Here is a 20554-nt window from a genome sequence, read left to right as displayed (position 1 = left end):
ATTGACATTAACATTATGTCAATCCTTATTCTATGTACGAAAGCAATTTATCATAATAAAAAGGCGAAATAAAGAGTCACCTTATAAAGTAGTTACAAGTAAATGAATATATATCTGTTGACCTTAACACGATGTCAAAGTTTAGACTGAAATTACATTCAAAGAAGGGGGGGAACACGTATGATAAAAAATTTATTTTATATGCCTGCTGAGTGGGAGAAACATGAGGGGACATGGCTCCAATGGCCTCATGATAAAGCTCATAGAGGTGAAGGTTACAGAGCTAAGCTAGATGATATTTGGGTAACGATGGCAAAGGAGCTTCATTACGGAGAAATTGTGCATATTGTTGTATATGATGAGGAAGAAAAAGTACATGTCCAATCGAAGTTAATGGAAGCGAAAGTGGATATGGATAAAATTGATTTCTTAGTTCAAGAGACGGATGATGTGTGGATAAGAGATAATGGACCGATCTTTGTAAAAGATAAGGAAGGCAATCTCTGCTTAACACACTGGGTTTTTAATGGTTGGGGAGATAAATATCCGTATGAAAATGATGCTGTTATTCCGGCAAAAATAAGTGAGATGTATAGTATTCCAAAAGTTAAATCTAGTGTCTGTCTAGAAGGTGGGGGAATTGAGATAAACGGAAACGGGACCTTAATGGCGGCGAAAACGTCTATTATAAATGAAAATCGAAATCCCACACTAAGTCAGAAAGAAATTGAAATGGAGTTAACGAAATATTTAGGAGTAACAAATTTCATATGGATAACTGGTATACGCGGAGAGGATAATTATGATGAAGATACGGATTATCATATTGATGGCGCGGCACGGTTTGTAAATGAAAATACGATACTATACGAATATGATCCTTTCGATGAAGGAGAGCCATACCTTTTGGAGGCGTACGAAAAGCATTATCAAGAATTGAGACAAGCAAGAAATATAGATGGAAAACCATTTCAGCTTATACCAGTACCGGTGACAAGAAAAGCTGTAAAAGAAGCAGATTGTAAGGGCTCATATTTAAACTTTTATATTGGAAATGAGGTTGTATTGGTTCCTATATATGGCGATGAGCATGACAAGTTAGCGCTTCAAATTATTGAAGGGCAGTTTCCGGGAAGAAGAATTGTCGGCATTTATGTAAATGAGCTGTTTGCGTATGGTGGCATGATTCACTGTGTGACGCAGCAACATTTAGCATAAAGTAACCGAAATGAAAAAAGCATGCAGAGTATATACTCTGCATGCTTTTTATAATGCTGAAAACTCCTCAACAAGTTGAGTGAATTGTTTCAATGCACTTTCAATCGGTTCTGGCGTAGTTAAATCAACACCAGCTTTTTTCAATAAGTTTAGTGGATAGTCAGAACTTCCGCCTTTAAGGAATTCAATATAATGTTTTTGAGCATTTGGATCGCCGCTTAATAGTTTATCAGCGATTTGAATGGCAGATGCGAATCCAGTTGCATATTTGTATACGTAAAACGGGCGATAGAAATGAGGGATTCTAGCCCATCCGTATTTTACTTCTTCATCAAATACAAGTGAATCACCGTTATATTCTTTAAATAGCTTTTCATAAATTTCACTGAAGACTTGTGCATTTAATGGTTTACCTTGCTCAGCCATTTCATGTGTGATTTTTTCAAATTCTGCAAACATGATTTGTGTAAAGAAAGTACCTTTAAATTTCTCAATAAAATGGTTAACTAAATGGTTACGCACGTTCGTTTCTTTTGCTTCTTTTAATAAATAGTGAATTAATAACACTTCATTTACTGTAGAAGCGACTTCTGCAACAAAGATAGAATAATGTGCAGAAATTCTTGGTTGGTATCCATGTGAATAGTGCGTATGCATACCGTGCCCGCATTCATGAGTAAGAGTGAACAGGCTGTTTAAATCATCGTGATGATTTAAAAGAATGAAAGGATGAACACCGTATACACCAAAGTTATAAGCACCAGAACGTTTTCCTGGTGTTTCTCTTACGTCTATATATCGTTTATCTTTAAAACTTTTTAATGTCTCAATATATTCTTCTCCTAAAGGAGCTAGTGATGCAATCATAATGTCAAATGCTTCACTATATGGAATGTCTTGTTTTGCACCCTCGACTAAATCGACGCCTAGGTCGTATTGTCTTAGTTCATCTACGTTTAATTTTTCTTTTCGAATTTCATTGTATGTATGTAATGTTTGAATGTTTTTTTTCGTTGTATCAATTAGGTTTTCATATACTTCTTTCGGAACCATATCGCCAAATAATGATTTCTCTAACACCGATGGATAGTGTCTTAGCTTCGAAACAGTAACATTATTTTTAATAGCAGCGGATAAAGTAGATGCGATGGAATTCTTTAACTGAACATATGGTTTGTAATATGCTTTATAAGCTTCTTTACGCTTTTCACGATTCGTATCTTCTATTAATTTTGCATACATTCCGCGTGTTAAGTTCACTTTCTCTCCATCGTCAGTCGTCACTTCACCAAATAATATATCTGCATTGTTTAACATACCAAATGTGTGCTGTGGAGAGGAAAGAGCTTCACCCATCTGTGATAAAATTGCTTCTTGGTCCTTATTCAATACGTGTTTTTTATAACGATATAATTCAAACAAGTCTTCTTTATAATATTGTAAGCCTTCTGTTTCTTCTATGTAAGAATGTAATGTGTTTTCGTCTATGCTAAGTAAGAAGGGGGAAAAGAAAGATTTAGCCGCACTTACTTTCACATGTAATTGTGATACTTTATCGACAAGAGATTGCGCGTCAGTATCGCGCGTATCAAGGTCAGATTGTAATCGTGCATAAGCGAACATTAAAGATATTATGCTAGAAATTTCTTCACTCTTCGTTAAATAAGCTAATAAACTATTGCCATCGTGAATATTGCCATTAAACTCGTGTAATTCCTTCGTTAAAACTTCAATTTTATGAAAATCACTTTCCCAATCTTCAATTGTATGGTAAATGTCTGTTAAATCCCATTTTTCTATATCAGCTACTTGTAATCGATCTTTAAGTTCTGTCATAATCATTTCCTTTCTAAACATGTAGTTATATTTCTATATAACTATGAAATACAACAAATTGCAAAAAATCCCTGCTGAAAATTGAAAAGCCTTGCTAAAATAACAAGGCTTACATACTTATAGTGTAATTCCGAATTTTGAATGTAAAAGGTTTGTATATTGCATGTCTGTAACGGTTTCTTTCGTTTTTTTACCATTTTTCGCTACTGTAAGGCTATCTTTCGTTAAAGAGGCATGCCCATCTTCAGTTAGTTTTACAATAAGAGGTACTTTATTAAAGGGTGATCCTTCATGTTCAACGATAATTTTTTGTGCTGTATTTGCTTTTTTTTCATCCACTTCTTCTATATAAAATGCATAGCCTAACGTCCAATCATCAGCAGAAGATTGATCCAAAAACTCATTGTTTTTACGCATCTCTAAAATGTAGTTTCCCTTTTCGGTCATTTCTTTACGAATACGATAATCTCCTGTAACAGAGTGAATGACTTCACCTGAGAAAGGGACAGGTGCAAGAGGTAAGTATGATCCGAATCCTACTTCAATTAAATAAAGTTCATTATGATGTGTTAAAACGGTTGCGATATGGCCAGAATCAACAGCCCATATGGAGTTTGCAGCGTTATAAACTGTTCCTGAAACGAGATGAACATCAAATCCAGCGTCTTTAAGGAAGTAATACATAGTAGGATTGAGTTCATAACAAAGACCGCCACGGTTATTTACTAAAATTTTCTCTTTCAAATTTTCTTTTGATATTTCTTTAAAATTCTTTTCGAGAATATTTAAGTTTTCAAAAGGAACAGTTTGTGCCATTGCGTACATAATGTTAGATAAATCTTCAAATGAAACTGTGTCTTTTTCTTCTATATATAATCGTGCGAAAAATTGTTTTTGAAAGTCTGTCATAGAAATCCCTCCGTTATGTTTTTATAGGTAAATTGTAAACAATCTTGAATAGGATGTGAAATTAAAACTACGTTGAATATTTGAAGTGAGATTAAAAATAATGTGGGAGAGTGAGAGATTGCTACTTTACTAACGGTGGAACGAATATTATAATAATTCTGATAAACTATGCAAACGCTTTCTTAGAAGGGGATGGTGTACAGATGTTTAAAAGAGTAACAATAGTCGGATTGTCAGTTGTTATGTTTTTACCTAGTATATATGAGGGGAGTAAAGCATATGCAGATACAGTTAACAATGGAACGTTAATGCAGTATTTTGAGTGGTATGCTCCGAATGATGGGGATCATTGGAATCGTTTGCGTACTGATGCTGAAAATTTAGCGCAAAAAGGAATTACATCTGTTTGGATACCACCTGCATATAAAGGAACTACGCAAAATGACGTAGGATATGGGGCATATGATTTATATGATTTGGGGGAATTCAATCAAAAGGGAACAGTGCGGACGAAATATGGGACGAAAGCACAATTGAAGTCTGCAATTGACGCTTTACATAAGAAAAACATCGATGTATACGGTGATGTAGTTATGAATCATAAAGGTGGGGCTGATTATACAGAAACTGTCACAGCAGTTGAGGTAGACCCAAGCAATCGAAATGTTGAAGTATCAGGTGATTATGAAATTAGTGCTTGGACAGGATTTAACTTTCCAGGGCGTGGAGATTCTTATTCTAATTTCAAATGGAAATGGTATCATTTTGACGGTACAGATTGGGATGAAGGAAAGAAATTAAACCGAATTTATAAATTTAGGGGCATAGGTAAAGCGTGGGACTGGGAAGTGTCTAGCGAGAATGGGAATTATGATTATTTGATGTACGCGGATCTTGATTTTGATCATCCAGATGTTGCGAATGAAATGAAAAAATGGGGAACGTGGTATGCGAAGGAATTAAATTTAGATGGCTTTCGTTTAGATGCTGTTAAACATATTGATCATGAATATTTGCGCGATTGGGTAAATCATGTTAGACAGCAAACGGGGAAAGACATGTTTACAGTAGCTGAATATTGGCAAAATGATATCCAGACTTTAAATAATTATTTAGCGAAGGTCAATTATAATCAATCTGTGTTCGATGCGCCACTTCATTATAATTTTCATTATGCTTCAACAGGAAATGGAAATTATGATATGAGAAATATTTTAAAAGGAACGGTAGTTGCGAATCATCCTACACTTGCGGTTACTCTAGTTGAAAATCATGATTCACAGCCTGGTCAGTCATTGGAATCTGTAGTGAGCCCTTGGTTCAAACCGTTGGCATATGCATTTATTTTAACGCGTGCAGAGGGATATCCTTCTGTTTTCTATGGTGATTACTATGGTACAAAAGGAAATAGTAACTATGAAATTCCAGCGTTAAAGGACAAAATTGATTCGATTTTGACGGCACGAAAAAACTTTGCATATGGTACGCAGCGTGATTATTTTGATCATCCAGATGTGATTGGCTGGACAAGAGAAGGTGATAGTGTGCATGCTAATTCTGGTTTAGCAACGTTAATCTCTGATGGACCAGGAGGGGCAAAGTGGATGGATGTTGGAAAGAATAACGTAGGGGAAGTATGGTACGATATTACGGGTAATCAAACAAATACTGTAACAATTAATAAGGACGGGTGGGGGCAGTTCCAAGTAAGTGGAGGATCAGTTTCCATATATGTTCAGCAGTAATTTTGTGATGAAAAAGGAGAGGTAGACTGAAATATAAGTTTTCCTCTCCTTTTTATATGGTGCATATTTATTTTTCCTGAATCTTTATTGTAATAAAAGAACTAGTCGACCTTTATAACAACAAGAGATGCATTGGAATAAATAATGTCACCCGTGGCTTCTCTTATTCGTAATCGAAGAACATCTCCTTGGTTTAAAGGTAATAGATCAGTTCTGGCGGATGTGGCTCTTACCCCAGAAGCACCACCAACTCGTGTTTCAATTGCGAATTGAATGGAATCGTTTATTGTAAGATTTAATATGCTAGACGAAATAGCTTGTATTACAAATACGATTGAAAAGGATACAGAGTATACACCAGTGGTATCAATTGTAATGGAGTTGTCTACTGGATTTAGAGTAGTTCCGCTAACAGGTCCTGGAATGGTAAAGTTGACATTTGTATTAACTACTGCTGAAAAACCGATTCCTACTTCAGAAGTTATTGTTCCAAATACGGGAAGAATCCCTAAACCAGTTGCGCCAGTGGGACCAGTTATTCCAATTCCGGTAGGGCCTGTAACCCCAGTGGGACCAGTTATTCCGATACCGGCAGGACCTGTAACCCCAGTGGGGCCAGTTATTCCGATTCCGGTAGGACCTGTAACCCCGGTGGGACCAGTTATTCCGATTCCGGTAAAACCTGTCGCACCGGTAGGGCCTGTGATTCCAGTAGGTCCAGTAGGGAAAGTAAATGGTGGAATTGATGGTAGTGTGGGACCGATTAAATTTGGTTCCAGAGCAGGTCCATGTAAAGTATTATATTCTTCATTCATATAGTAAACCTCCTATCATTGCTTGTCATAATTATTAAATGTATTAGAGGAAGTAAATGACATTCGCAATAGCGGAGCCGCTTCTATAATTTTTCCTCAGCAAATATAGGTCTAGTTTAAGTGATATTGAAGCGTACAGTTACGTACTACTTAAGTATGACACCTTTACTTCTCACGTAACATATAGTATGATGATTTCAATAAATTAGATTTCAATGACTATAATATAAATTAATGAGAGGTGCTTTTTGTGAGTGCGGTAGGTACTAAATAGGAAAAATTTAATGAAATAAGTCAGATAAGAACAGGGGATTTTTATGTATACCATACCCCTAACTTTGTCATGGATTTATTTCGATACCTATGAAGATACCTACAATACTTTATAAAGCGTGTAATAAGGGACTGCCATCTATTTTTTTATGGCTTATTTCCTCATATGTTATTACACATGCCTTGTAAATGTAAAAGCTGCGGTATCCCCGCAGCTTTTTTGTATATATTTTTAATGTATAAAAATGGTAATTGAATAATGTAGAACTCATTGGAATCTAATGAGTAGGTATCTTCATTTATGATAAAAATCAATCATAGTGAGGAGAAACAAAATGAATACGATGACTTTTGAAAAGTTACAATATAACGAATTAAAGGATATAGTGAAATCTTATTGTGTAAGTGGATTAGGTAAGGAATTATTAAACAAATTAGAGCCGAGTACGAGTCTAAAAGTAGTGAGAAATCGCTTGAATGAAACGACAGAAGCACGAGCTATATTAGATGCAGAGGGGCATGTTCCTTTCTTCGGCATTTCTAATATTGCTAGTACAATTCAAAAATTAGAAAAAGGGATGATTTTAGATCCAGAAGAATTAGTAAGTGTTTCAGACTTTTTACGTGGATGTAGAAAGATTAAAAAGTTTATGTTAGATAAAGAATTTTTTGCACCAGTATTAGCTTCTTATGCAAATTCAATGACTGAATATAAAAGTATTGAAGAGGAAATTAACTTTTCAATTAAAGGAAATAGTATTGATGTAGCTGCAAGTAAAGAGTTAAAGCGAATTCGAAATAATATTGATTCTGTAGATGGGAAAATAAAAGAACGTTTAATGAAATTTTTAAATAGTAGTGCAAATAAGAAATTCATTCAGGAATTCTTTATTAGTAAAAAGGATGACCGTTATACGATTCCAATTAAATCTTCCTATAAAAATCAAGTTGCTGGAAGTATTATTGAAGCCTCGGCAAAAGGCTCTACTGTATTTATAGAACCGCATACGGTTACGAAATTGAATGCAGAATTAGCAGGTTTGAAAGCAGAAGAAGCGGTTGAAGAGTATCAGATTTTAGCGACTTTATCAGGAATGGTGTTAGAAAACATTTATAGTATAAAGATTAACATGGAGCTAATTAGTCAGTATGATATGGTATTTGCGAAGGCAAAGTTTAGTAAATCGATTGATGGAATAGAGCCGAAGTTAAATGATCATGGCTACATTCATTTAGTGAATTGTAAGCATCCGCTTTTAACAGGGCAAGTTGTACCGTTACATTTTAAAATTGGTCAAGAGTATCGTAGTTTAATTATTACAGGGCCGAATGCGGGCGGAAAGACAATTGTGTTAAAAACGATTGGATTGTTAACATTAGCTACAATGTCAGGCCTTCATATTGCAGGAGATAGAGGTACAGAAATCGCTATTTTCGAAAATGTATTCGTAGATATTGGTGATAATCAAAGTATTGAAAATGCATTAAGTACATTTTCGTCTCATATGAAAAATCTTTCTGAGATTATGAGGATGTCAAATAATAATACGTTGCTATTATTTGATGAAATAGGGAGCGGTACAGAACCGAATGAAGGTGCAGCACTTGCAATTTCTATTTTAGAAGAATTGTACCTTGCGGGATGTATTACCGTTGCGAGTACGCATTACGGAGAAATTAAACGCTTCTCAGAAATGCACGATGACTTTATGAATGCAGCGATGCAATTTAATAGTGAAACGTTAGAGCCGCTTTATAAATTAGTTATCGGAAAATCAGGGGAAAGTAATGCACTTTGGATTGCGAATAAAATGAGCGTAAAAGAACATGTACTGAAAAGAGCGAAAGAGTACATGGGAAATAAAGAGTACGCTTTAGAAAAAGTGAATGAAAGTAAAATTAGAAAACCGAAATTTGTACAAGAAAAAAGAGAATCTCATTATGAGTACAAAATCGGCGATCGTGTGAATTTATTGGATTATGATGATTTTGGTATCATCTATAAGGAAAAAGATAATTTTTATAACGTTGTTGTATATTATAACGGTGAATTCGTTGAAGTAAATGTAAAACGTATTACTTTAGAAGTAGCAGCGAAGGAGTTATATCCAGAAGGATACGATTTAAATACACTATTTGTTGATTATAAAGAAAGAAAAATGCAACACGATATTGAGCGCGGATCGAAAAAAGCACTGCGTAAAATTCAAAAAGAAATAAGAAAGAATAGAGGATAAGTTAAAATGGTAACGATTAGACAAGAACAAAAAAATGATTATAGAAAAACAGAAGAAGTCGTAAAAGAAGCATTTTTACTTGAAGAATTTAGTGATAAAACAGAACATGAACTTGTAAAACGTATTAGAGAATGTGACGCGTTTGTTCCGGAGTTATCAATTGTTGCGGTAGATGAAGATATAGTTGGTCACATTATGTTATCGAAAATTACAATAGAACAAGATGGAACTTCTGTAGAATCGTTAGCACTTGCGCCAGTTTCAGTTGCTAGGGGCCATCAGAAGAAAGGAATTGGCGGAAAACTGATTACGGCTGCTTTAGAAAAAGCGAAAGAACTTGGATACGGATCAGTTGTAGTATTAGGACATCCAGAGTACTACCCGAAATTTGGTTTTAAGAAAGCAAGTGAGTGGAATGTAAAAGCACCGTTTGAAGTGCCTGAAGAAGTGTTTATGGCGATGGAGCTAAGAGAGAACGCTCTCCAAGGTGTAGAAGGAGTTGTTCAGTATTCGAGTGCTTTTGCTGAGTAGGAGTAACGGTTAAGAAATGTAATCATAAAAGATGCTATCTTTTTGTATGGATATACAGAAAGATAGCTTTTTTTATTAAGCGGATCTACTGACGTATATTTTGCTCAATGAATAATTGAGGTGGTAAAATTGAGATAGAAACGTAAAGGGAGAGAATAGAATGAATAAGCGAGAAACAGATAGCAATGAGAATGCAGTTACGTTATATGTTACAAGACACGGTAAAACAATATTAAATACGAATCATCGCGCGCAAGGTTGGGCTGATTCTCCATTAGTAGAAAAAGGTGTTGAAGTTGCCACAAATTTAGGAACAGGATTAAAAGATATTCATTTTATGAATGCGTATAGTAGTGATAGTGGCCGAGCGATTGAAACTGCTAATTTAGTATTAAAATATAGTGAGCAATCAAAATTAAAACTTGAGCAAAGAAAAGATTTGCGAGAATTAAATTTCGGTATTTTTGAAGGTGAAAAACTTGAGAATATGTGGGATGTGGTTGGAAAAGCTGCAGGCGTTCCATCACCAGAAGAACTTATGAAGTTTTCTATTCAAGAAGTGATTAATCTTATTAGAGTAGCAGATCCTACAAAACAGGCGGAAGATTGGGAATTATTTTCTACTCGTATAAAAGCTGAGATAGATAAAATTAGTGAAGAAGCTGCTGGAAATGGTGGCGGTAACGTTTTAGTTGTCGTTCATGGGCTTTTGATTACTACCTTAATAGAAATGTTAGACAGTAGCAAAACAAAACTTGGGGTGGAAAATGCTAGTGTGACGAAGATTGTATACCAAGATGGAACATATACAGTCGAGTCGGTTGGAGATATGAGTTATGTTGCAAAAGGGAAAGAAAGTGTGGAAATATAATTAAATCTCCAAGAGATATAAGAAAAGGAAGGTAGAGAAATCTAGCTTCCTTTTCTTATTGGAACGATTATGGAATTAATAAAATCTTCCCTGTACTTTTTCTGCTCTCTAATAATTTATGTGCAAGAGCACCATCTTGTAAGGAGAATGTAGTAGGGCACTCAATGTTTAATTTGCCAGTTGCGATCCAATCGAATAATTGAGTAGATCGTTTTTTACGTTCTTCATAAGTGGTAAGAACGTTCCAAAGGTCTCCGCCAGTTAAAGTTTTTGAAGTATCCATAAGCATACGTGGATCAACTGGCGCAGGATTACCACCAGCCATTCCGTAAAATACGACAGTACCGCCAATTTTAGTAGCGTTAAAACTGTCCTCTAATGTAGAACCTACTGATTCATATACAACATTTACTCCAGTTCCATTAGTCATTTCAAGTACTTTCGTATGCCATTCTTCGTTATATAAAAATACGTGATCGGCACCAGCTAATGTAGCTATCTTTGCTTTCTCTTTTGATGACGTTAAACCAATTACTTTTCCGCCATATAGTTTAATCATTTGAACAAGAAGTTGACCGACGCCACCAGCTGCAGCGTGTACTAAAGCTATATCACTTTGTTTTAGTTGATAGCTATCTTGCGTTAAATAATGTGCAGTTAATCCTTGTAATAAGACAGAAGCGGCTGTTTCAAAAGAAATAGAATCTGGTAGTGGGATTACTTTTTCAGATGGAACGGCAACTAGTTCTGCATTTGCAAATGGGACGTCCGCAAATGCAATACGGTCTCCTAGGTTGATAGTAGTAACGTCAGCTCCTACTTTTTCAACAATTCCAGCTCCTTCATAACCTAATACATAAGGCGGATTGCCAGCAAGATGATAATCGCCGCGGCGTCTATAAATATCAGCGAAGTTTAATCCGATTGCTTTCGTGCGGACTAGAATTTCATTTGGATTTATGATTGGATCATGTATTTCTTTATATTGTAGTACATCTGGATTTCCAAACTGTTCGAAACAAAGTGCTTTCATATGGAATCCCTCCATTTGTATTGTTTGTCGATGCTCTTTATCATACAATACAAATATCAATAGGCAAAGAGGATTATTTTGATGAAATCAATCGGAAATATCGATTGAAAAGAGGGATGATAAATGGAGATAAAACAATTAATTACATTTAAAGTAGCAGCAGACACTTTGAATTTTACACAAACTGCAAAGAAATTAAATTTTGCCCAATCAAGCGTAACGGCACAAATTAAAACGTTAGAAGCTGAGCTTGGTACACCGTTATTTGAAAGATTAGGAAAACGCCTTTTCTTAACTGAAGCAGGAAGAAAGTTTCAACTATATGCGGACAAGATAATCGCACTTAGTAAAGAAGCAAAGACGGCCGTGAAAGATGATGAGGAAATAGCAGGTACGTTAATAATTGGTGCACAAGAAAGTCAATGTACATACAGACTGCCTTCTATATTAAAGAGGTTTAAAGCACAATTTCCTCAAATAAAACTTATATTTAAACCAGCACATTCCAATAAAGATGCAAAGGAACAATTGATGGAGGGGAAAGTAGATCTTGCATTTATTTTGGACGAATGTAAAACAGAAGATGTTTTACATGTGGAACCACTTATGAAAGAAGAATTAAAAGTAGTAGCTGCTCCTACGCATCGTTTACTTGAACAACCTTCAGTTTCTATAAAAGATTTAGAGAGTGAAACACTTCTACTAACAGAATTAGGCTGCTCGTATCGGACTTTATTTGAAGAACTATTTCGTACAGAAGATGTGTATCCAGCAAATAAAATTGAGTTCGTTAGTGTCGAGGCAATTAAACAATGTGTTATTGCAGATTTAGGTATAGCTGTTCTACCAGCGATAGTAGTAGAAAAAGATATAAGAGAAGGGACAATAAAAGAGTTACATTTAGAAAATGCAATTTCATCGATTTATACACAAATTGCTTGGCATAAAGATAAATGGATGACAGCACCACTGCAGCAATTTATTGATGTAACAAGGGAGTTTTTTACAACGGATTAAGTGGAGAAATATTTATTTTATATAAAAGAAAAAATGGCAATTTTGTATAAAGAACCGATGCTTGAATATAACAAGTATCGGTTCTTTTATGTTTTAAATATAGAATGCTATAAAATGTGTATTTCTCAACTTTTTTCTTACAAGGATAAGTAAAATTCTTCGTATATTCCAATAATCATCAGGGAATTTACAACGTTTATTCGTTTCTGTAAGATGCCTCTAGGAAGAGTGAAAGGAGGGCTTACATAGCAGTATAGCTTGTCTTTAGTATACGTACTTATTGTGAGGGGGAATTTAAAATGTTTAAAAAGTTAATGAAAGTATGTGTGTTAAGTGCGGCAAGTATTGGTGTATTATTTAGTTTTCAAGGAAGTACATTTGCAGCTACTGATTTAAGTAGTTATTATGACGGGAAAAATCCAGCAACAACGAAAGTATACGGGGGAAGTACAACATGTGATGCAGATGGATTTAATGCAAAGTCTACAGCAGTTTATGAAGGTAGTAAAAAAGTGGGGACAGTGTATTTACGTTACAGTAATAAATGTCATGCAGCATGGGCTAAGTTTGTGTTAGATCAACCAGCACCAGCTGTTTCGGGAGGAGTGTACGCGTACGCTGTTGTAAATAAATACAAAAATGATGTATTCCAAAAATCAGTTACTTCTAATCAGGGGAACGGCACAATAAAAACAGGTCAAACGAGCACTTATACAGGAATGGTATTTGATTTAACTGCTGATTTCGGATACACAGCAGATGCTGAAGCAGTTACGTTTAATAACGGTTACGGGAAAACAGCACGTTACTAATAAAGGAGTGAAATTATATGAAACTTTTAAAAAAGACGAGTGCATGTTTATTGCTATCTTTACTCGTTGTAACTAGTATGTTTAGCACGATTAATAGCGATAAAGCATATGCAGAAGATCATTCATATGATGGGAAAAGTCCTTATTATAATAGTTGTGATCAATCCGCAGTAACGAAAGAGAAGAAATGGATAGATTCAAATTCTTATGTAGAATTAAAATTTAGCACGACGTGTAAGACGGCTTGGGCGAAAGTTACTGTAACTCGTCCAGCAGTTTATAATAACGAAGCTGATGCAAGGGTTGTTAGAAAAACAGATGGAAAGGCATATACTTGCGGAAGTGCTGGAGGAAATGGTGTTGTAAATAAAGGACAAACATCATGCTATACGCCAATGGTATATGACTTGGATCCAAGAAAAGCGCAAGCACAGGGGAAACATGCCATTCCGAATAGCGATGCTTATAATTATGCGGAGACTATTTGGTATTGATGAGGATATGGAGATTGTAAGGTAGAGTATTTTAAGAGCATGTTTAGATTGGATTTCAAAACATGCTCGATTTGTATTCATTCTAATTTTTTCGGTAATCATAAACCATTGAATTAACTAAGGTCAGTATCAGGAGGAGTATATCCAAGGTACCTAGCCATCGATACAATTTGTCCTTTATGATGAAACTCATGAGTCTCCGTATGAGTTAAAAGCCATAGCGGAGTTGTGCTCCAAGGTTCTTTTTGCCATTTCACTTCATTTGCTATATTTTCGAGCCAACGGTCATTGTATTCATCTAAAAAACGTTGTACAGTCTCATCTACTAACTTAAATCTAGCACGGACTTTTTCCACATCTGCATGCTCAATTTCGTAATCGCTAGCAAATGAAAAATCTGCTCTTTTTTGCTTGAATGCGAATGATCCAAGCCAGTATCGGTAGCAATCGGCTACATGAATATGAGTCTTTATAATGCTACCGCTTCCGAAATTAGGAACTGTGCTATGTAATGTTTCTACGGGGATTTCTTCCAAAAACGAAAATAGAGTTTCTCTTGTAGAGCTAATAAGATTATATTGTTGTTTTAAAATATGTAACATGCAAGTACACTCCTCTTTTATTTACATAGTAAGTAATTCTATATTTACGAGGAGTGAACCTTTTTATTATTTTTAATAAGCATATTAGATGTATTTCTTATTTGTTTCTGATAGATTAAACAAGGTGAAACGTTAATAAGTTGAACATTCTTAGTTCATAATAAATTGTACATCAAGAAGGGGAACGATAAAATGAATAGACTAGTGGGTTTAAAACAATTTGAAATAACGCGCGGGGCGTTACTTAAATTTATGGAAACGTTAGATGATAAAACTGCGGATACGCAGCCAGAGGGTTTTAACAATACAATTTGTTGGCATATCGGTCACGTGTTAACAGCAGCAGAAGTTTTCATGTTTGGAAAAGAATTCAAACAATTACCAACTGAATATCCAGGTATGTTTGGGTATGGATCACGACCATCTAAATGGAAAACAGAAGGACCATCGTTAGAAGTATTAACGGCTCAATTAAAAGAACAAGCAAAACGTATTAACGAAATTCCAGCAGAAGCATTTGAAAATAAACTGCCAGAGCCATTCCTAGGATTGGAAACAGTAGGGGAGCTTTACGGTATGATGCTTTATCATGAAGCTGATCATATTGGGCAAATGAAAGCGATGGAACGTATTATTAAAGCTCTTTAGTCTTAATTGCATATAACAAGCAATACAGTTGTAATGTTAAATAATATATACAAAAAAGGTAGATAAATTATTATCTACCTTTTTTGTATAACTTCTTGAAGGATTAGGGATTATCATCGTGGTGCTGATGAAGAAGGATTAGAGAATTTTATAATTTTTTAGGTTGTGATTATTAATTGTAGTATTCCTAAATATGGAATATAAGTATAATGATAGAGAAGAACTAGAAATAGGGGTGAATACTATGATTACATTAGAGCAAAAGTTAGAGCAATATAAACATACATATGTACAGTTAAAGGGAGAACTAAAATGGAAAACGAGTGATTCTCGAACAGGAATGATGATTGCTGCTATGTATGCAGGTAGTGATAAATTGTTTAATCTCGAACGTTTTTTAGAAATTAGTAGTTATATTAAGAATCAGGTAGGGATGTTTTCATACTTAAAGTCTTATCATCGTTTTGTAGTGGCCGCAACATTAGATATTCACTTTACAGATTACAAGAAAGCTTTTCGGACGTTTTTAGATTTATATGAACAATTGGTCACTAGTGGCTTTAGCCGGAGTATATTTACTTATCTCGCAGCAGCTGTGCTTTTAACAGAAGAAAATGAACAGCATGGCGCGCACATTCAGCGTTCGATGCAAGTATATAAACGCATGAAAAAGGATCACCTCTTTCTTACAAGTACAAATGATTATCCGCTCGCGGTTTTATTAGCAGGACAATCAGAGAATGTAGAAACACTTATGGATCGTGTAGAACGTCTGTATCAGAAACTAGCGAAAGCTGGTTTGCGTAAAGGGAATGATCTTCAGTTTTTAAGTCATATTCTTTCACTAAAGAAGGATGTCCGTGAAGAAATGTTAGTTGCAACATGTACAAACATATGGAATTTGTTAAAACAAGAAAAGGTAAAAGTGAAACAGATGCATTATCCAGCAATCGGGCTACTAGCGTTACTTGAAGATGGAGAAAAAGAGATTTATGCTATTAAAGCGTTGATTGAAAAACTGCAGGGGGAGAAATTATTCCGTTGGCATGCAGATGCGAATATTCTTATTGCTATTCAACTGTTCGTAAGTCAGAAAGGTGAGGAAAGTAAAGCTACCAACACAGGTTTACAAACTATGATAGAAGTCCTCATACAAGCACAACAAGCAGCTATGATGGCAACGATTGCCGCTTCATCTGCAGCAACATCTTCTGCTAGTAGTAGCTCATAATATGTAACTACTTTAATAAGGAAGGTAAAAAAGCCCATCACTTTCTAATGAGTGATGGGCTAACTATTTTTACATAATCAGCATTATTTTTTCGACTCTTTCAAATGTTTGAGTTGTGTAACAATCATAATGCTAATAACAACGAGTAAAAACCATGAACTAATTTTGCTTAAGTGAACGAGATTCCACGCTTCCCGTTGATTTGGATATTGCCATGCTCCGAAAAATGTTGCGATGTTCTCTGCAATCCAAATAAAGAACCCAATAAGGAAAAAGGAGAGAACGAGTGGCATTTTATATGTAACGCCTCGTAATGAAAATTCTACAAATGTCCGAAAGAAAACGATGAATAAAAGTACAGTTAATACCCATCTAAAGTCATATAGAAAATGATGTGTGAAAAAATTAAAGTAAATCATAGCGCCTAGCGGTATAGCAAAAATAGCCCTCGGCCAATGGTACATTTGTAAATGTAATCTTCTCCACGCTTGGCATATGTAACTGGCAACACTTGCATACATAAAGCCACTGTAAAGTGGAACTCCAAAAACTTTTGAATATGCCTCTTCTGGATAACTCCATGAACCGAAATGTACTTTATATATTTCTAGTAAAAGCCCGATAAGGTGAAAAACAGTAATTACTTTTAGTTCATCTTTCGTCTCAAGTCCAGTCTTATACATAATCCACTGCATAAGAAGACATACGATGAGTATGAAATCATAGCGGTATAACCCTGGGATGGAAATGATTTTTGATAGGGCTAGTGTTAAGAAAATAACGACTGGGAATAAACAGGATAATGCTTGCTCGTAAGTGAAATGTAATAGTTGTTTTATATAGAACATTGTATCTCCTTTTTGTTAGAAAAATCAAAATAATGACTAAGTATACTACAATTTAAAAAATAAACCAGCAGTCTATTTTGCATGTATTTGTAAGTTTTAGAAAGGAATTGTAATAAGTATTTTAATATTTAACAAATTAAAAAAATAGTTTGCTATTTTAAAAAAGTGAGGATATAATTTCTAAATAAAAATGATAATTATTATCAATAAATATTATAAAATAAAAATAATTATAAAAAACAACTGAATATAAAGGATGAAATGAAACATGTTACATAAGTCTGCTGTATATGCTGGCAATAAGCACATGAAACATATTAAGTTCATATGTTTCATGTGCTTATCAATTTTATGTTTAATCGGATCTATATTTTTAGCTATTGCATTCGGTGCAAAGGATATCCATTTGCAAACCGTATGGACAGCGGTTTTTGATTATAATCCGAAATTAACGCAGCACCAAATTATATATGAATTAAGGCTCCCAAGGGTAATTGGAGCAGCAGTTGTAGGAGCAGCTTTTGCGGTCGCTGGGGCTGTTATGCAAGGAGTAACACGAAATCCTTTAGCTGATGCAGGTGTGCTTGGCATAAATGCAGGTGCGATGTTTGTAGTAGCACTTAGTTTTGCCTTTTTTCCGCATATGCCATATTCCTATTTAATGATTGTCTCTTTTATTGGAGCGGTTTTAAGTACAGTACTCATTTTTATTATCGGATCGGCCACATCAGGCGGATTAACACCAATGAGGTTAACGATTGCTGGAGCGGTTATGGCAGCGCTTTTACATTCATTAAGTTCAGGTGTTGCGATTTATTATGATTTAAGCCAAGATTTAGCGTTTTGGTATGCTGGTGGTGTTGCAGGGGTTAAGTGGGAACACTTGAAATTTTTAGTCCCTATTATTCTTATAACGATTATTTTTGCGACAATGCTAGGGAGATCTATTTCACTCATATCAATGGGAGATGATGTTGCTACAAATTTAGGAGTGAAAACGAACCGAACGAGAATACTAGGGATGATTATAGTAGTCATTCTTGCAGGTGTATCTGTTTCAGCTGTTGGTTCTATCGGATTTGTAGGACTCGTTATTCCGCATATTGCTAGAAAATTAGTTGGTGTTAATTATCGACTCATTATTCCTATGTCAGCATTATTAGGTGCTATGTTATTAGTTTTAGCTGACCTAGGAGCAAGAGCAGTAAACCCTCCTAAAGAACTTGCGATAGGAATTATGGTAGCTCTTGTTGGAGTTCCGTTCTTCCTCTATATAGCACGTAAAGTTGGGAGGGAGCTATAAGTGAAGGGTCTTATTAACACAGATAAAAAAAGAGCCATTACTGTAACTACAATATTCGGTTGTATTGGTATCGCTGTCATTTTACTTAGCTTAAATACAGGGACACTTAGTATTGCACCGCTCAAAGTAATTCAAACGCTTTTCGGTTATGGTGATTTTGAAAGTGCAACCGTGCTATACGATTATCGTATGCCAAGAATTATAATCACAATGTTAGCTGGTATTGGCCTTGGGATTTCCGGTGCGATTTTACAAGGATTATCACGTAACGCACTTGCAGACCCTGGTATTTTAGGATTGCATTCAGGTGCATCTTTCGGGCTAATTATATTTGTTACTTTCTTTCATTCTATTAATGAGAATGCATCGATTTTAATACCGTTATTTACATTTGGTGGGGGAATACTAGCTGCATTTTTAATTATTATACTTGCGAGTGATCGATCAAAAGGTTTACTTCCTATTAGACTTATTCTCGTTGGTATTGCTGTTTCAGCTGGATTTAGTGCGATTTCGTTATTTTTCTCTCTCAAGTTAAATGATGAGACATATACATTCGCTTCCAGATGGTTAGTTGGTAACGTGTGGGGAAGGGATTGGATTCATGTCCTTGCATTATTACCTTGGATTTTCATACTAACCCCGTATGCATGGCTAAAATCTAAAACGTTAAATGCATTGTCACTAGGTGATAGTGTGGCAGCAGGACTTGGTGTTTCTGTTCAAAAAGAACGGTTACTACTTTTAGCTACAGCGGTTGGATTATCTTGCGCGAGTGTATCGATGGCAGGAGGAATTGGTTTTATCGGTTTAGTTGCTCCGCATATTGCAAGAAAGTTAGTAGGTACTACGTATCAACATTTTCTTCCTTTAGCTGGCATTATCGGAATGATTATTTTAGTGCTAGCAGATACGATAGGTCGTTCTATATTTGAGCCAAACTCTATTCCAGCTGGTGTAGTAGTGGCAGCTTTAGGAGCACCGTATTTTCTTTATTTACTTACAAAAACAAAATAAATACTTCAAAGAGGAGAACATATGAAAAAGAAACTTACTATTTTATTTAGCATGATGTGTATTTTAGTATTAGCAGCATGTGGTCAAACGAAAGCTAATGAAGAGGCAACGAAAAAAACGGAAAAAAGTAATGACCCAAAAATTGCTTCAATGTCTATTCATTTAACAAATGATTTACTTGCATTAGGAATTACACCAGTAGGTTCTGTTATTGGGGGAGATTTAAAAGATTTCTTACCGCACGCTAAAGAGAAGTTGAAAGATACGAAGAAGCTTGGTGTTGTAACAGATCCGAATATGGAAGCGTTACTTCAATTAAAGCCAACTGACATTTATGTTGATGAAAAATATGCTGGTAAAGATGTAGCGAAATACGAAAAAATTGCAAAAACACATTCTTTCAATTTAGATGAAGGTACGTGGAGAGATCATTTAAAACAAGTTGGTAAACTTGTAAACCGTGAGAAAGAAGCAGATAAATATATTCAAGATTACGAAGAGCAATCAAAACGAGTAAAAGGTTTAATAGATAAAGAGCTAGGTAATAACGAAAAAGTAATGGCAATTCGCGTTACTGCAAAAGAATTGCGTGTATTTAGTACGAAAAGACCGATGGGACCAATTTTATTCCAAGACTTAGGGTTACAGCCTGCAAATGGTGTAGAGAAAATTGATGGAAACCGCCCTTTCGAAGTCATTTCACAAGAAGTATTACCTGACTTTGATGCAGATGCGATTTTCGTTGTTGTAAATAGAGATGATAAAGCAAAAGCAGCATTTAAACAACTTCAAGAAACGCCAATTTGGAAAGACTTAAAAGCAGTTAAAGGCAAGCACGTATACATTATCAATGATCAACCATGGCTGGACTATTCTGCTTTAGGAAACAAAATGGCAATGGATGAAGCGGAGAAAATGTTTACGAAATAATATAGTTTTGCTATTAGGAAAGGCCCTCTAAATTTGGAGGGCCTTTCTATTATTGTTAGAATAAATAAAAAATTATACAATGAAGTTAATTCAATATGGAGGAGATGTGCCAATGTCAGCGCTTATTGTAAGTATCCCATTTATGAAACAGTTTATGGAATAAGGGGATAAATAGTCTAAAATA

General features: G+C 35.1%; 19 protein-coding genes. 13 read left to right on the top strand and 6 right to left on the bottom strand.

The features are described from left to right. Positions 1-180 precede the first annotated feature (180 nt). Positions 181-1218 (top strand): agmatine deiminase family protein, encoded by a 1038-nt coding sequence (locus tag ACYFX0_RS01825; RefSeq protein WP_079245794.1) that lies wholly within the window; start codon positions 181-183, stop codon positions 1216-1218. A gap of 48 nt (positions 1219-1266) precedes the next feature. Here the strand turns inward: ACYFX0_RS01825 and pepF are convergent, their stop codons facing one another. Both pepF and ACYFX0_RS01815 read right to left on the bottom strand, forming a co-directional pair. Next, the gene (gene pepF, locus ACYFX0_RS01820) at positions 1267-3054 is read right to left on the bottom strand and encodes an oligoendopeptidase F (protein ID WP_106081736.1); all 1788 of its coding nucleotides are present in this window, start codon (positions 3052-3054) and stop codon (positions 1267-1269) included. A gap of 117 nt (positions 3055-3171) precedes the next feature. Next, on the bottom strand, positions 3172-3963 hold the full coding sequence (locus ACYFX0_RS01815) for an arylamine N-acetyltransferase family protein (protein ID WP_106081735.1): 792 nt from the start codon (positions 3961-3963) through the stop codon (positions 3172-3174). A gap of 203 nt (positions 3964-4166) precedes the next feature. Between ACYFX0_RS01815 and amyS the strand changes: the two genes are divergently transcribed. Beyond that, positions 4167-5708 (top strand): alpha-amylase, encoded by a 1542-nt coding sequence (gene amyS / locus ACYFX0_RS01810; RefSeq protein ID WP_079245791.1) that lies wholly within the window; start codon positions 4167-4169, stop codon positions 5706-5708. Between the two features lie 101 nt (positions 5709-5809). Here amyS and ACYFX0_RS01805 read toward each other — a convergent pair whose 3' ends face one another. Then, positions 5810-6523 (bottom strand): exosporium leader peptide-containing protein, encoded by a 714-nt coding sequence (locus ACYFX0_RS01805; protein WP_001001586.1) that lies wholly within the window; start codon positions 6521-6523, stop codon positions 5810-5812. A 608-nt stretch (positions 6524-7131) separates the two neighbouring features. Here ACYFX0_RS01805 and ACYFX0_RS01800 point away from each other — a divergent pair. From ACYFX0_RS01800 to ACYFX0_RS01790, 3 genes are all read left to right on the top strand, one after another. Then, positions 7132-9033 carry an endonuclease MutS2 gene (locus ACYFX0_RS01800; RefSeq protein WP_001095201.1) on the top strand — a complete coding sequence of 634 codons (1902 nt, stop codon included), beginning with the start codon at positions 7132-7134 and terminating at the stop codon, positions 9031-9033. Between the two features lie 6 nt (positions 9034-9039). Further along, a complete protein-coding gene (locus tag ACYFX0_RS01795) occupies positions 9040-9564 on the top strand; it encodes a GNAT family N-acetyltransferase (protein ID WP_000256473.1) in 525 nt (174 codons plus the stop codon). Positions 9565-9724: 160 nt separating this feature from the next. Beyond that, a complete protein-coding gene (locus ACYFX0_RS01790) occupies positions 9725-10435 on the top strand; it encodes a histidine phosphatase family protein (RefSeq protein ID WP_001042048.1) in 711 nt (236 codons plus the stop codon). Positions 10436-10502: 67 nt separating this feature from the next. On the opposite strand, the gene ACYFX0_RS01785 is transcribed toward ACYFX0_RS01790, so the two are convergent. Beyond that, a complete protein-coding gene (locus ACYFX0_RS01785) occupies positions 10503-11468 on the bottom strand; it encodes a quinone oxidoreductase family protein (protein WP_000645236.1) in 966 nt (321 codons plus the stop codon). Between the two features lie 123 nt (positions 11469-11591). Here ACYFX0_RS01785 and ACYFX0_RS01780 point away from each other — a divergent pair, with 123 nt between their 5' ends. The 3 genes from ACYFX0_RS01780 to ACYFX0_RS01770 all read left to right on the top strand — a co-directional run bounded on the left by ACYFX0_RS01780 (position 11592) and on the right by ACYFX0_RS01770 (position 13791). Further along, a complete protein-coding gene (locus ACYFX0_RS01780) occupies positions 11592-12485 on the top strand; it encodes a LysR family transcriptional regulator (protein ID WP_000403874.1) in 894 nt (297 codons plus the stop codon). A gap of 299 nt (positions 12486-12784) precedes the next feature. Next, positions 12785-13297 (top strand): YjfA family protein, encoded by a 513-nt coding sequence (locus ACYFX0_RS01775; RefSeq protein ID WP_000473731.1) that lies wholly within the window; start codon positions 12785-12787, stop codon positions 13295-13297. 17 nt (positions 13298-13314) lie between these two features. Further along, positions 13315-13791 (top strand): DUF2690 domain-containing protein, encoded by a 477-nt coding sequence (locus ACYFX0_RS01770; RefSeq protein WP_000771161.1) that lies wholly within the window; start codon positions 13315-13317, stop codon positions 13789-13791. Between the two features lie 113 nt (positions 13792-13904). On the opposite strand, the gene ACYFX0_RS01765 is transcribed toward ACYFX0_RS01770, so the two are convergent. Next, on the bottom strand, positions 13905-14393 hold the full coding sequence (locus tag ACYFX0_RS01765; RefSeq protein ID WP_000902413.1) for a DinB family protein: 489 nt from the start codon (positions 14391-14393) through the stop codon (positions 13905-13907). Between the two features lie 192 nt (positions 14394-14585). On the opposite strand from ACYFX0_RS01765, the gene ACYFX0_RS01760 reads away from it, so the two are divergent. Both ACYFX0_RS01760 and ACYFX0_RS01755 read left to right on the top strand, forming a co-directional pair. Beyond that, the gene (locus ACYFX0_RS01760; protein ID WP_106081733.1) at positions 14586-15041 is read left to right on the top strand and encodes a DinB family protein; all 456 of its coding nucleotides are present in this window, start codon (positions 14586-14588) and stop codon (positions 15039-15041) included. A gap of 193 nt (positions 15042-15234) precedes the next feature. Then, the gene (locus ACYFX0_RS01755; protein WP_003309751.1) at positions 15235-16272 is read left to right on the top strand and encodes a DUF4003 domain-containing protein; all 1038 of its coding nucleotides are present in this window, start codon (positions 15235-15237) and stop codon (positions 16270-16272) included. Positions 16273-16355: 83 nt separating this feature from the next. Here the strand turns inward: ACYFX0_RS01755 and ACYFX0_RS01750 are convergent, their stop codons facing one another. Then, positions 16356-17120, bottom strand: coding sequence for a DUF817 domain-containing protein (locus tag ACYFX0_RS01750; RefSeq protein ID WP_000499382.1), 765 nt, complete (start codon positions 17118-17120; stop codon positions 16356-16358). 268 nt (positions 17121-17388) lie between these two features. On the opposite strand from ACYFX0_RS01750, the gene ACYFX0_RS01745 reads away from it, so the two are divergent. The 3 genes from ACYFX0_RS01745 to ACYFX0_RS01735 are packed head-to-tail and all read left to right on the top strand — an operon-like array spanning position 17389 to position 20370. Next, positions 17389-18423 carry a FecCD family ABC transporter permease gene (locus ACYFX0_RS01745; protein ID WP_000902700.1) on the top strand — a complete coding sequence of 345 codons (1035 nt, stop codon included), beginning with the start codon at positions 17389-17391 and terminating at the stop codon, positions 18421-18423. Beyond that, positions 18424-19440, top strand: a complete 1017-nt coding sequence (locus ACYFX0_RS01740) for a FecCD family ABC transporter permease (protein WP_000677264.1) — start codon at positions 18424-18426, stop codon at positions 19438-19440. A gap of 21 nt (positions 19441-19461) precedes the next feature. Then, positions 19462-20370, top strand: a complete 909-nt coding sequence (locus ACYFX0_RS01735) for an iron-hydroxamate ABC transporter substrate-binding protein (RefSeq protein ID WP_000728216.1) — start codon at positions 19462-19464, stop codon at positions 20368-20370. Positions 20371-20554: the final 184 nt, after the last annotated feature.

It is taken from the genome of Bacillus sp. NEAU-Y102, from assembly GCF_054788175.1.
The sequence above is the reverse complement of the archived record's forward strand: the minus strand, read 5'-3'. Positions and strand labels throughout refer to the sequence as shown.

Coding starts and splice junctions, on each gene's coding strand:
- amyS (WP_079245791.1), top strand. CDS start 4,167: ATGTTTAAAAGAGTAACAATAGTCGGATTGTCAGTTGTTATGTTTTTA.
- ACYFX0_RS01735 (WP_000728216.1), top strand. CDS start 19,462: ATGAAAAAGAAACTTACTATTTTATTTAGCATGATGTGTATTTTAGTA.
- ACYFX0_RS01805 (WP_001001586.1), bottom strand. CDS start 6,523: ATGAATGAAGAATATAATACTTTACATGGACCTGCTCTGGAACCAAAT.
- ACYFX0_RS01790 (WP_001042048.1), top strand. CDS start 9,725: ATGAATAAGCGAGAAACAGATAGCAATGAGAATGCAGTTACGTTATAT.
- ACYFX0_RS01760 (WP_106081733.1), top strand. CDS start 14,586: ATGAATAGACTAGTGGGTTTAAAACAATTTGAAATAACGCGCGGGGCG.
- ACYFX0_RS01765 (WP_000902413.1), bottom strand. CDS start 14,393: ATGTTACATATTTTAAAACAACAATATAATCTTATTAGCTCTACAAGA.
- ACYFX0_RS01785 (WP_000645236.1), bottom strand. CDS start 11,468: ATGAAAGCACTTTGTTTCGAACAGTTTGGAAATCCAGATGTACTACAA.
- ACYFX0_RS01775 (WP_000473731.1), top strand. CDS start 12,785: ATGTTTAAAAAGTTAATGAAAGTATGTGTGTTAAGTGCGGCAAGTATT.
- ACYFX0_RS01815 (WP_106081735.1), bottom strand. CDS start 3,963: ATGACAGACTTTCAAAAACAATTTTTCGCACGATTATATATAGAAGAA.
- ACYFX0_RS01745 (WP_000902700.1), top strand. CDS start 17,389: ATGTTACATAAGTCTGCTGTATATGCTGGCAATAAGCACATGAAACAT.
- ACYFX0_RS01825 (WP_079245794.1), top strand. CDS start 181: ATGATAAAAAATTTATTTTATATGCCTGCTGAGTGGGAGAAACATGAG.
- ACYFX0_RS01800 (WP_001095201.1), top strand. CDS start 7,132: ATGAATACGATGACTTTTGAAAAGTTACAATATAACGAATTAAAGGAT.
- ACYFX0_RS01780 (WP_000403874.1), top strand. CDS start 11,592: ATGGAGATAAAACAATTAATTACATTTAAAGTAGCAGCAGACACTTTG.
- pepF (WP_106081736.1), bottom strand. CDS start 3,054: ATGACAGAACTTAAAGATCGATTACAAGTAGCTGATATAGAAAAATGG.
- ACYFX0_RS01755 (WP_003309751.1), top strand. CDS start 15,235: ATGGAATATAAGTATAATGATAGAGAAGAACTAGAAATAGGGGTGAAT.
- ACYFX0_RS01770 (WP_000771161.1), top strand. CDS start 13,315: ATGAAACTTTTAAAAAAGACGAGTGCATGTTTATTGCTATCTTTACTC.
- ACYFX0_RS01795 (WP_000256473.1), top strand. CDS start 9,040: ATGGTAACGATTAGACAAGAACAAAAAAATGATTATAGAAAAACAGAA.
- ACYFX0_RS01750 (WP_000499382.1), bottom strand. CDS start 17,120: ATGTTCTATATAAAACAACTATTACATTTCACTTACGAGCAAGCATTA.